At 60.5% G+C, this 12,097-nt stretch carries 9 protein-coding genes; 4 read left to right on the top strand and 5 right to left on the bottom strand.

All coding sequences use genetic code 11. The annotated features are described in order from the left end of the window. Window positions 1-9: 9 nt before the first annotated feature. Window positions 10-3,282: a fused MFS/spermidine synthase gene (locus ACILSI_RS08370; RefSeq protein WP_395721410.1), complete on the bottom strand. Its 3,273-nt coding sequence runs from the start codon at window positions 3,280-3,282 to the stop codon at window positions 10-12. Between the two features lie 293 nt (window positions 3,283-3,575). On the opposite strand from ACILSI_RS08370, the gene ACILSI_RS08375 reads away from it, so the two are divergent. Continuing rightward, window positions 3,576-4,037 (top strand): hypothetical protein, encoded by a 462-nt coding sequence (locus ACILSI_RS08375; protein ID WP_395721411.1) that lies wholly within the window; start codon window positions 3,576-3,578, stop codon window positions 4,035-4,037. 2 nt (window positions 4,038-4,039) lie between these two features. On the opposite strand, the gene purQ is transcribed toward ACILSI_RS08375, so the two are convergent. Next, a complete protein-coding gene (gene purQ / locus ACILSI_RS08380) occupies window positions 4,040-4,750 on the bottom strand; it encodes a phosphoribosylformylglycinamidine synthase I (RefSeq protein WP_395721412.1) in 711 nt (236 codons plus the stop codon). 97 nt (window positions 4,751-4,847) lie between these two features. Between purQ and ACILSI_RS08385 the strand changes: the two genes are divergently transcribed. Further along, window positions 4,848-5,360 (top strand): hypothetical protein, encoded by a 513-nt coding sequence (locus ACILSI_RS08385; RefSeq protein ID WP_395721413.1) that lies wholly within the window; start codon window positions 4,848-4,850, stop codon window positions 5,358-5,360. Between the two features lie 13 nt (window positions 5,361-5,373). Continuing rightward, the gene (gene dprA / locus ACILSI_RS08390) at window positions 5,374-6,474 is read left to right on the top strand and encodes a DNA-processing protein DprA (RefSeq protein ID WP_395721414.1); all 1,101 of its coding nucleotides are present in this window, start codon (window positions 5,374-5,376) and stop codon (window positions 6,472-6,474) included. Between the two features lie 3 nt (window positions 6,475-6,477). Here the strand turns inward: dprA and ACILSI_RS08395 are convergent, their stop codons facing one another. Then, entirely contained in the window at window positions 6,478-8,766 is a 2,289-nt protein-coding gene (locus ACILSI_RS08395) for a M48 family metallopeptidase (RefSeq protein ID WP_395721415.1), read from the bottom strand. 141 nt (window positions 8,767-8,907) lie between these two features. Between ACILSI_RS08395 and ACILSI_RS08400 the strand changes: the two genes are divergently transcribed. Continuing rightward, a complete protein-coding gene (locus tag ACILSI_RS08400) occupies window positions 8,908-10,317 on the top strand; it encodes a sulfatase (RefSeq protein ID WP_395721416.1) in 1,410 nt (469 codons plus the stop codon). A gap of 7 nt (window positions 10,318-10,324) precedes the next feature. On the opposite strand, the gene ACILSI_RS08405 is transcribed toward ACILSI_RS08400, so the two are convergent. Together ACILSI_RS08405 and ACILSI_RS08410 are read right to left on the bottom strand one after the other, a co-directional pair. Then, on the bottom strand, window positions 10,325-11,434 hold the full coding sequence (locus ACILSI_RS08405) for an ATP-binding protein (protein WP_395721417.1): 1,110 nt from the start codon (window positions 11,432-11,434) through the stop codon (window positions 10,325-10,327). Window positions 11,435-11,452: 18 nt separating this feature from the next. Next, window positions 11,453-12,055, bottom strand: coding sequence for a polysaccharide biosynthesis/export family protein (locus ACILSI_RS08410; RefSeq protein ID WP_395721418.1), 603 nt, complete (start codon window positions 12,053-12,055; stop codon window positions 11,453-11,455). Between the last annotated feature and the right edge of the window lie 42 nt (window positions 12,056-12,097).

Consider the following 12,097-nt stretch of genomic DNA (forward strand, 5'->3'; position numbering starts at 1 on the left):
CCGCTCCGATCATTCCCCCGCCTGCGTACCGAGCACCATCTCGCTTACCGCAGCGGACTTTGACGCGGGCTTCTTCACCTCCACGACAAAGGGCGGCGATTCAGCGCCGATTTTGCCGCCTTGATCGAGGAAGCGGTTCATTTCGGCGAGCGCCATGTCAAAGCGCGGATCGCCCGAGCGCATGTAGGCGCTGACACGCAGGACGAGCGCGCGGCCGTTCCACGGAAACGGCTCTCCCAGGCTGCGGAGCGCCTCAAGCTGCTGCGGCACCTTCAGATGCATGGCCATCTCACAGCGGGTGCCCATGCGTGTGCTGCGGGCGATCTCCACGGGATATTCGCGGCCGAGTTTTTCAAAAATGACCGTGAAGCGCGGATCGGTGGCTGCCTTGTGTGTCTTTGACAGTTCAGGCAGCAACGCGAGCGCTTCGTTCACGAGTAAGACATGGCACCAGGGAGACTGCATGAGTCCGTCGAGCCCTTGCTCAATGTGCCCCAGCACTTCCGCCGGCTTTTGCCGTACATAACTGGCGACGGCCCTGAGAAACGGCACATCGCCCGGAGACACCGACGCCACGGCATCAATGGCGGCAAACGCATCTTCCGCGCCCGTGCGAGCCTTCGCATGCGCCAGCAGGATGCGATCTGCCAGCACAGATTGTGCGAGCCTCGGTGCGGCCAGGAAATCGGCATAGCGCTGCTTCCAGAACGATTTCAGGCTTTCAACATGCGTGCGAACGGCTGCCGGCACACTCGAAGGCAGCACGTCATCGGTGGCGGACTGCCATAGGCGGCCTGGAAGATGCAGGCGCTCGGCCAGGTAGAGATTCATGTCGATAGCGGCATCGACTTTCGGCAGGTGGCATTCAGCACGTGTCGCGGCACGGGCCAAGTCGAGCGAACAGTTCGCCTGCTTCGCCACGCTGCGGGCAAAGCTGAACTCCAGACGGTTCATATCGTCGGTGTTCACGGTCTTCGTTGCGGCGGCGAGAGCGGAGCAGTAGTCACTGTTAGCGAGGCAGCCGGTGAGGAAACCTTCGGCGGTGTCCGTCTTCCAAAAGTGGCGCAACGCCTCGGCCATCGGCTCGATTTTGACGCGCTGGCGGATGGATTCGAGCGACCAGGGCGTGTCCTCGTTGGAGCAGATGAGCAGCATATCGACACTCTGGGTGGCCCAGACCTCCACCTTGGGAAACACCTGCCGCAGCGTGGTGATGACGGTGTTGATGGTGCTCGGCTCCACCTCGTAGCCTTGCAGCCATTGGCAGAAAATGCCGTTCTTGTTCAAGCGCTGGCTCGCGTTGGTGTAAAACTCACGCGTGTAGAGATTCGCCACGCCGGCACGGCAGGGATTCGACGGCTCGGAGACGATGAGATCGTAGTTCTCGCCTTTCGTGAGGAGAAACTCACGCGCATCGCCGGTGATGTTGTTGACGCGCGGATGTTTCATCGCGTTGCGGCTCACCGGATCGAAAAACTCGGCCACCTTGCGAATTTCCGCCTCCAGTTCGAGCACATCGACGCGCTGCATGCCCGGCACATCGGCCAGCCAACCAGCGGTGGTGCCGGTGCCCAGGCCGACGACGCAGGCGTTCTGCGGCTTCGGATGCAGCACCGCGCCCGCGATGCCCAGCATCACCTGCGTTCCAGCGTCTCCCACGGCGGAGCCGTCGCTCTTGCCGTTGGTCAAAAACGCATACTGCGACCCGCCGACGACCGCGACACTGGTCTCACGGCCATCGTAGGCCTGCACCAGTGTGCGCTGCGCGTCGCGCCGCCATGTTTCCAAACCCAGCGAGGTGCGGAAGTCATCCTTCACGCGGCCGTAGCCGATGGGTGTGTGCATCCACGCCGCCGTAGGGCCGCTGGCTCCGAGAGCGCAGAAGCCGCAGGCCAGCAGCGCCAGAACGGCGAAGCGACCGTTCCATGAGAAAGTGGTGCTTGCTGCATGCTGACGACGCATTTGCAGCCACAGCGACGCGCCGGACATCGTGGCGATCAGCGTCGCCGCGAGCAGCCAGCAACCTTTTAATCCAATCAACGGCACCAGGATGAAACCGCCGAGCAACGAACCCGAGATGGAGCCAAACGTGTTCCAGAGATAGGCACGGCCAAGCTGCCTACCCACGCCCGCGTTGCCACGTCCGAGCAGGGACACCAGCAGAGGAAACTGAATGCCGCTGAGCAGCGACGGCAGAAACGCCAGCGAACCCATCACCACCGCCCAGCCCAGCGCCATCTCCGTGAGTCCCACGCCGCGTAGGCTGTCATTCAAGATGAGCGCCAGATGTGCGATGCGATCTCCCAGCGCATACGGCACCAGCACCGCCAGCGCCTGCAAGGCCGAGACAATCATGAAGCCGCCGAGGCTAGGCTCCGCTTTTTTCAAAATCAGTGAGTACAACAGCCCGCCAATGCCCATCCCCGCCAAAACCACGCACAGCACGAGACCAAAGCCGTAAACCGAACCGCCCAGCAGCGGTGTCGCGACGCGATACCAGACCAGTTCCGCCACGAAAAACGTGAACCCGCTCATGAATGCCGCCGCCAGCACGAACGAGGCCGGGGCTTTGGCCGCCACCTGCTCATCGACCGAAGATTCAGTCTCCACCGACGGCTGACGCGGCTCTTTCTCCTGGAACATCGAGATCGCACCTGCCGCTAGGGCGATGCCTAGATTCGCCAGCACGGCGATGGTCAACGCGCCTTTGTTGCCAAGCGTCGGCAGCAGCCAAAAGGTGCTCAGCACTGCGCCGGTGACCGCTCCGGCGATGTTGATGCCGTAAAAGAACGCCGTGATCGAGCGACGCGGATCGTCATCACGCTGCGCAAACTTCATCGCCGCAGGCAACGTGCCGCCCATCAAGAAACAGGGCAAGCCGAGCACCAGCGCCGTCATGAGCAGTTGCAGGCAGGTGGCAGCACCAAGTCCCATGCCTGCCGTTCCACCCGTTTTAAGGTAAAGCGAACGCGCCAGCGCCAGCATGGCCGGAGAAGCCACCGCAGCGATGGCAATGCCCACTTCCAGCCGCGCATAAAATCGAAAAGGCCGCCCCACACGCTCCACCCAGGCCCCAAACAACTTCCCGCCAAATCCCAGACCGCCCATGAACACCGCCATCACCGCCGCCGCCGCCGGGGCCGCCCCGCCGAACACCAACCGGAACTCTCGTAGCCAGACCGTCTGGTAAATGAGCGCGCAAAAACCCGAGAGAAACAGGATCAAAGCCAGGGTGAACTGCGTGAGCTGAACGCGCGATTTGGGGGCTGAAGATGAGGTCATAGCATTTGGAATTCCGAACAATTAACAATAATTATATATAATTACCATATTTTTACAAACTAAAATGTAGACACTCGGCGCTGTTTTGTAGTCCCGCCTTCAGGCGGTCCGGGGCTTCCAGAGCCGCCTGAAGGCGGGACTACAGTGCCCAAACCCCTGCCATCTGAGCCTGAAAACGCTCGATTTCACCGCAAGGCGTAATCACGCGGTTTCAACATCCCGTCTTGAGGCGACTCGTCCCCTCCCCTTTTGAAGTTCTCGCCCAGCCCCTCATTCTCTTTATTCTTTACCGCATGAAACCTCTCTCCCGTTGCCAGCTTTTGAAGTTCAGCGCCTTGTTGCTGCTGCTGACAGTTTCCAGCGGCTGCACCCGAGAAGCCTGGCACAAAGCTTTCACGGGGAAGGTTTTGCAGGTTTCCTACGACGATCTTGGCCCTGAGGCTATGGTCGTGTCGGCGCTTGGGGCACGAGGCAAGGATCTGACCGTCACCGTTCATCATGGAGCCACGGATGAGGAGGCCCAGCCACGCCTGCTGAATGTTCATCAGGGCATGCTGCTCCTGCGCAAAAATTACCGCCACCTGCCCCAAACTCCCGAGAACGACGCGCTGCGCGAGCGCATGGCCCGCGCCTACAGCCGCATGTTTCAATACTACCGAACACGCCGCGATGCCATGATGGCGACGCCTCCCTCGTTCGGACGCGGGTCCATGGGCCGCATGATGCTCATGCCTCCCATGCCGCCGACCATTTGAACTCAGTTCAGCGCCTCACGCGCCGATTGGAATAGATAATGTCCCCAGCCATGCTGGGCGTCGCCATTCCAGTCCGGATCGTAGTGCTGGCTCTTGAAGATGAAGCGCTCAGGATGCGGCATGAGGCCAAACACGCGACCGGTGTCGTCTTGCAGGCCAGCGATGGCGTTTGTGGAGCCGTTCACGTTGCTCGTGTAGAGCAGCGCCGCGTGGCCGGATTTGACGTATTTCGCCGCGTCATCGCCCTCAGTCACGAGACGGCCTTCAGCATGCGCGATGGGCAGTTCAAAGGTGTCTGGCAGTTTGGTGAGGTAGGGGCTGGTTTTGGCCGCCGTTTTCTTCAAACCAACCCAGCGGCAGATAAAACGACCGCTGTCATTGTGAATCAGGCTGCCCTTCGGCAGCAGATCGAGCTGCGTGAGGATTTGGAAGCCGTTGCAGATGCCCAGGGCGTAGCCGCCATTGGCCACGAAGGTCTTGAGGCGGTCTCCCAGCTTCGATTTCGTGATGAGCTGGGCGATGCGGCCGGACATCACATAATCCCCGTAACTGAAGCCCCCGGAAAACACGATCATCTGCGCCTTGTCGAGCGCCGCAGGCTCTAGCAGGGCCACAGGCATGACCTCGGCGGTAAATCCCGCCGCCTCCAGGGCGCGGGCGGTTTCGGCGTCACAATTCGTTCCGGGAAATTTGAGGAGCAGGGCGTGTGGCATGGGCGGTGATTCGTTCCGCATCTAGGCCAAGCCGCCGCCGCATGCAACCGCTTTGCCCGGTTGCACACGCCGGGGCATGCACTAGCTTTCCCCCATCATGTTCAAAGAACTCCTTTCCCCCCTCAACACCTTCATCTACGGCTTTCTGCTCTGCGGCATTTTCTTGGTGCAGTCGCTTTACGGTCACTGGAAGACCAAGCGCGAGCTTAAGCGCTACAAAGGCATGCTTAGCGACAAACTCGATCTCGACTCGAAGCAAAGCCAGGACATCAACAAGGAACGCGCCAGCCTGAAGCAAGAAAACGAGAACCTGCGCATGCAGATCGCCCGCCTGAACGAGCGCCCAGACAACAAGATGCAGCGCGAGCTGGAAATCCTGGCCCGGGCTGAGAAACAGATGGTCATCAGCGCCCCAGGCTTCGCCCCGGCCTGGGAAATGGCCAAGTCCACGGCCCTCGGCCAGCTTGAGAATGAGGAAAAAGGTCAGTCCTTCCCGCAAAAAATCTTCCGCAAGCTGATCGGCTCCGGTTCCGCCCAGACCAACGTCGCCCTGCCGGAATCCGCCGCCGCCGCTGCCAAGAACGGCGAGGCCACCGCGAACGCCGCCTGATTTTACGCGCGACATGACCCGCACGGAGGCCTACCTCGCGCTGAATCTGCTGCCGCAGGTCGGACCCGTGCGTGTGCGCAAGCTGTTGCGGCACTTCGGCAGTCCTGAACGCATCCTCACCGCCAAATCGTCCGAGATTCTGCAAGTCGAGGGCTTCGGACTCGCACAGGCCGAGTCCATCGCCGGATGGGAGACGCAGATCGACCTCGGCGGTGAGCTGCAAAAGATCCGTGACCGCGAACTCACGATCCTCACGCAGGAAGACGAGCTGTACCCGCCCCTGCTGCGTGAAATTCATGATCCACCCGTGGTGCTTTACGTCTGGGGCAATCTCACGAAACGCGACCACAACGCGCTCGGCGTCGTCGGCAGCCGCCACGCCACGCATTACGGACTCAGCGCCACGAAGAAGCTCAGTTTTCAGATCGCGTATGCGGGTTACGCCGTCATCAGTGGTCTGGCGCGTGGCATTGACACGGCGGCGCATGAGGCCGCTCTCGCGGCGAAGGGGCGCACCATTGCCATTCTCGGTTCCGGGATCGGCAAACTGTATCCGCCAGAGAACATGGCGCTCGCCGAGCGCATCGCGCAAAACGGCGCGGTGATCAGCGAGTATCCCGTGGATCGCATCGCCGACAAACAGACCTTCCCTTACCGCAATCGTGTCGTCGCGGGCTGGAGCTGCGGATTGATCGTCGTCGAGGCTCCGTTGCGCAGCGGCTCACTTATCACGGCGCAGCAGGCCACCGAGCAGGGCCGCACCGTCTATGCCGTGCCCGGCCCCATCGACAAACCAACCTCCGCCGGCTGCAATCGCCTCATTCAACAAGGTGCCAAGCTCATCATGGATGGCGCGGATGTGCTCGATGATCTGATGACGCTCTTCCCCACCGCGCCCAGCGCCCCGAAGGTGGAAGAGCCACGGCCAGTCGTCTCGCTCACACTGGAGGAAGAAATCCTCTACAACGCCATCGGCACCGAGGAGGCGCACATCAACGACATCACCACCGCAAGCGGCCTCACCGTGGCCACGGTCTCCTCCACCCTGATGCGCCTCGAAATGAAGCGGCTGATCCGCGCTTTGCCGGGACGTAGGTATGTGAGGCTGGTGTGAATTTCATGCCGCCACCGGCGGTTTCCATGCGGCGATGGCATCTGGCGATTTGGATTTCATGCCGAGCCGCTGTGTGGTGAATTCGTCCGGCAGCAGGATCTCTGTGGCAGAGCCAAGGCTGAGAGCGCCGAGGAAATGCATCTCCGTCCGCTCCGCCGACTCTGCCAGCCAGGCGAAGGCACGATGGTAGAGGCTCATGAACGCATCGACATAGGGCGCGACGGTTTCCGAGGCCTCGGAGGCCATTTTGAGACCGGTGGCACGCATGCTGGCGACATCGGCTGACATCAGCGAGCCTGCGGGCATCTCTGGCATGCCGCGTGGCTGCAAATGCTCGTTCAAGGTCATGGCCCTGCCATTTCCCGCAAACGGATACGGCGCGCCGTCCATCGTGCTGATGATCTGGCGCACGAGATTGAGCATCTTCGGCACCACGGACTGAAGCGCGGTCAGGAAAGCACTGGGATCATCGACGTTGGCAAACTTCGCGCCCAAAGTTTGAAACGCGAAGAAGGTGGTGAGCAGTTCGCGGAAGGATGGCAGCGCCCCGGTCATCGCCTCATAGATCGTCACCCATGCGGGCAGGTCCTTGCGGCGTTCCTGCAGCCAGTCGTTGAGGTCCGCCTGCTCGCTCCACCAGAGCAGGCCGAGTGCGGCGGCGAAGCGGCTCTCCAGCACGCGCTCTCGCTCCTGCAACGGCCCTTCCATGTGCTCCATGACCATGCGCTGGCGGGCTGCCTCGGCACGCAGTGAGGTTGGGCTGGCATCTTCGGTTCCAAACTGCATCCGAGAGACAGTGAATCCGGCGAGACTGAGCGTGGCGGCAGCCTCCAGATCTCGACGCCGCTGCCATGCCTGATTCCACTCCTGCAGCGCCACTTTGAACTGCGGCCCCCATTGCACGATCTCATCGCGCACGCGCAAAATCTCGCGCTGCAGTTCCACCCGCGCCGTGGAAGTCGATGGTGTGCTGCCCAGTCCGCACATCGCCCGCTCAGGATGCGCCAGCCCGCCAAAGTAACGACGAATGACCAGCAACGACTCTTCCTCACGGCGGTTTTGATGAATGACCTCCTCATCCGCCACCATGCGGTGCTCATGCAGATTGAGTCCAAGATCGTGCTGGTAGTAGAAATAAGTGACCTGCCGCGAGAGATCGACAAGCTGCCGCATCACGGCCGCCGCCGGCTGCGCCGGAGACAGATACTCCACGAGCGCCGCACCCTTCGGCGGCTTGGCGTCCTTCTCGTTTTCCGTTTCTGTTTTAATGCCAGCCTCAGCGCGCACGGCATTGCGGTCCTTGGCTGTTTTCGCCACATGCCGGGCCATGAGGAGCGACAAATTTTCCGGCAGCCGGTGCTGGATGACACCACGGCGGATTTCCTGACACGCAGACTTCCAAGCATCCTCAAGCAGATCGAGCTTCCGCCACATGCGGGCGCTGGCAGTAGTGCCGATGACATTGGCTCCGCATTGATCCGCCGTGCGCCGGATGATCCAAAGCGTGGCCGTACTCACCAGACGTGACGCGATGGCAAACAGCATGAAGGGAATCTTAGCCGCCCACATCCAGCCGCGCAGCACCTGCCGGGCGATCTTGTGGGACTTCGACTCCTTGCGTGGTGCATCATGCATTTGCATCTCCCACGGATCACGCTCCATCACGGCGCGGAAGAACCACGCGTTCATCTCCCGCACCGCGTGAATGAAGATCGTGCTGAAACCGCCAGCATTGTGGCTCAGCTCATGAGCCAGCAGGCCCGCCAGTTCGCGGGCGGTGATGACCGAGATCACGGGCAGGCCGAGGTGCAGCGTGGTTTGCCCGGTCAAAATGCCCACCAGCCCGCCAAACATCGAGCTGCGCACCGAGATCGTCGTGTCCAGCCACACCTGCACCGGAGGCTGCGCCCGCAGATGCCAGCACAGCGTGTGGATGAGCTCAAAAAGTTGCGGCTGTGTGGCAGCGGTGATTTGCAGCGCCACCTTGGCCGTTTTCGGCCGTGGACGCAGCGGGCGCAGCATGAAGACCCACGTCACGCCCATGAAAGCAAACTTCAGCAGCTCGGGAATCACCCGCCACTGAAACACCCCTGTTCGCGCCATCTGTCCGGTGATCTGATAGACCTGCCAGCACATCCAGCCGAACAAACCCGCGACCAGCAGCACATAGCAGAACTGCAAAACCAGCGAGATCAGCGCCGTGACCGCTAGCAGCCCAAATTGCAACGGCCCGCGCCACGGTGCGATGCGCACTGGCTTGGGCGGTTGCTGGGGCGTGTGAGGGGCAGACATGCGGGTGCGGGCCGTCGAAAGGCGGCGCAGGCCATATAATCAATCTCATTTAATATGGTAATTCTATTTAATTATTGGCATTTACTCGCCTAGCGAAGCCTCAGCAGGGCAAGTTTGCCGCCAGAATGCCGTTTCAGTGCCATGAAGGCGCTTTGTTTGCTCACCCTACTGTTCGCTGTTTTACCTCTCAAAGCTGCCACAAAGCCGGTCAATTTGGTCTTCATCCTCACGGACAACCAAGGTGCCTGGACCCTCGGCTGTTACGGAAATCCCGACATCCGCACGCCGCACATCGACAAACTGGCCGCCGAGGGCATCCGCTTCACTCGTGCACTCAGCAGCAATCCCGTCTGCTCCCCGACCCGCGCCACTTTCCTCACGGGACTCATCCCATCTCAGCACGGCGTTCACTCCTTCCTCGATCCGAAGTTCATGATGGGACCGGAAGCCTACAACACGCTCCATGAGTTTACCTCCCTCGGAGAAGTCCTGCGCGACTCCGGCTACACCTGCGGCCTGAGTGGCAAATGGCATCTCGGGGCCAACATGACGCCCAGCGAAGGCTTCACCACCTGGACCACCAAGCCGGATGGCAGCACGAAAGAGTTTTACGACCAGGAGATCATTGAGGACGGCAAGCTGCGCACCGAACCGGGTTACACGACCGATCTCTGGACCCGCAAGGGCGTCGAGTTCATCCAGGCGAACAAAGACCGGCCCTTCCTCCTCTACCTTGCCTACAACGGTCCTTACTCACTCGGCAAACTCATGCTCAACGCGGCGAAAAATCGCCACGCCGCCTACTACGCCGACAAGCCGCTGCATTCCTTCCCGCGCGATGCCATGCATCCCTGGCAGCACGCCAACAAAGAATTTCACAACACCGATGCCGGTCGCCGCCGCATGGCCGCCGAAGTCAGTGGCGTCGATGACGACGTGGGCGAGATCATGGCCGCGCTTAAGGCCAACGGCCTCGATGAAAACACCCTCGTTGTCTATTCCAGCGATCAAGGCTGGATGGGCGGCCAAAACGGCATGTGGGGCATGGGCGATCACTTTCGACCCACCGGTGCGCATGAGTTGATGATGCAGATCCCGCTCATCTTCCGCCAGTCCGGCCAAATCCCCGCCGCACAGACCTGCGATGCTCTCGTAAGCAATTACGACTTCATGCCCAGCGTCCTCAGCCATCTCGGCCTCGCCAACAAGATGCCACAAACGCCCAAATCCCCCGGCCGTGACTTCTCCCCTGCCCTGCGCGGCGAAAAACTCACGAACTGGGACAACACCATCTTCTACGAGATGGAAACCACCCGCGCCATCCGCACCGAGCGCTGGAAATACGTCTCCCGCTTTCCCGACGGCCCCTTCGAGCTCTACGACATGCAATCCGACCCGCAGGAGCGCTTCAATCAGTTCGGCCAGCACGGCACCGAGGCAACCAAAGCCGATCTCGCCAAGCAGCTCGACGCCTTCTTCACGAAATACGCCGATCCCAAGTACGACATCTGGAAAGGCGGCGGTTCAAAGGCGAAGCTGCACACGAAATGACAGAGGCTCATATCCGATCAGCTCTATCCAAGGGTAATGTGAAGCAAAAGATGGCCCCGTGCCCAGCCTCGGCTTTGGGCCAGATCCGCCCGCCATGGTCTTCGATGATGTTTTTGCAGATGGACAGCCCAAGACCTGTGCCATTGGCTTTTCCATGCGTGAAAAAAGGCATGAATAGCTTCTCCACGATACCGGGGGGGAAGCCAGGACCGCTGTCTTCAACCTCGGTCATAATCTCGCGCTCGTTGTGCTGAAAACGCAGGCTGATGGAACCGCCCTCGGGCATGATGTCAGCGGCGTTGCCAAAGAGATTGTAGAAAACATGATTGAGACGACGCGAATTGATCGGGAGAACGATGTCGGGCACCGCAGTCCGAGTCTCGACGTGAACTTTTTTACTGGCGAGCTCCTCATGGGTGTCCTCGATGATTTCAGCAACATAAGCAGCAAAACTCACAGACTCGACAGAATGCTGAGTGGAGCCTTCACTGACGCGGAGCAGTTCGTTGAGCATGTGATTGAGGCGCTCCACTTGCTGATGCATGCGCTTCTTGGCCTGCTCGCGAAGCGCCATGCTGGCACGCTCAGAGGCGGCGGCATCACCGGCCAGGAGGATGATGCTGAGCGGGTTTTTTAAATCATGAACGATCGAGCGCGCAAAGCGGCCAAAGAGGGTGAGGCGCTCGGCTTCGATCATCTGGTGAACAAAACGAGTGTTTGTTTCACGCATGCGATTACTAAACGCATGCAAGAGGGCGAAAACGAGAGGCGGAGATCGTTCCATCAGATCAACAACTTGATCTCGTGAGACAAATAAGAGCACCGAATCTTGTTTGGCGATGGCAGTGGCGGAACGCGGAGCCTCATTGAGGATGGACATCTCACCAAAGAAATCTCCCGCTGCGAATTCCCCAAGCGAATGGCTACTGGTCTGGCTGACGAAGGTGGTGATATGGACCAACCCGCCAAGGACCGCATACAGGCCGTCGCCAGGGCTGCCTTCGGAGAAAATGGTTTCGCCACTGCGATACTGGCGGACAACAGGTGTGATGCTCCGCTGCTCGATCTCGGCTTGCAGGAGGTTGACGAAAGTGGTTTTGGCAGCGGGATCGTTCATTGGCCTTTGATGAGGGAATCAGAACCTCCGCTCGTTAACGGTGATCACATCACCCGGAATGATGATGGCGGGAGGGTGACCAGGCTGGGAGGCGAGTTTTTCCAAATCGACCACATAAACATGGCTGCCACGCTTCACCAATACCTGAGACTGTCGTGCCAGGCGCGTATAGCCACCCGCGAGAGCGATGGCTTCTTCAATCGGCAGTCGCGGCGGCAGGCCACGCTGAAAGGTGTAGCGCCCAGGCTGAGTCACCTGCCCAAGAACGGCATAGGCCTGTCCGGCAAATTCCGTGACAAGCACCTGGGCACGGGCATCAACGAGCATTTTATTTTGCTTCGCCAGGGCACTGATCCGGCTGGCGAGCGCGGCCGGGGAAAGACCTGCGGCTTTGATCTCGGCCCCGCCCTCGGCGGCAAGGATGGGCAGATTGATCATGCCATTCCAGTCCACGCGCGTCTGTTGAGTGAGATCCGCCTCTCCCGCGAAGCTGATGGTCAGCACATCACCAGGCCGAATGGCCCCACTGGCAGCGGTGGCGGCAGGCGGCGGCGGCAGGGGGCCGCTGGTAAGCGGGCCGGATGAGCACTGAGCGAGGCAGATTGCCAGACAGGGGAGCATAATACAGGCCGTTCTGTTCATGGTGGATGTGATAGCCGTGAC

This window comes from Prosthecobacter sp., from assembly GCF_044232965.1.
Taxonomy (GTDB): Bacteria; Verrucomicrobiota; Verrucomicrobiia; order Verrucomicrobiales; family Verrucomicrobiaceae; genus Prosthecobacter.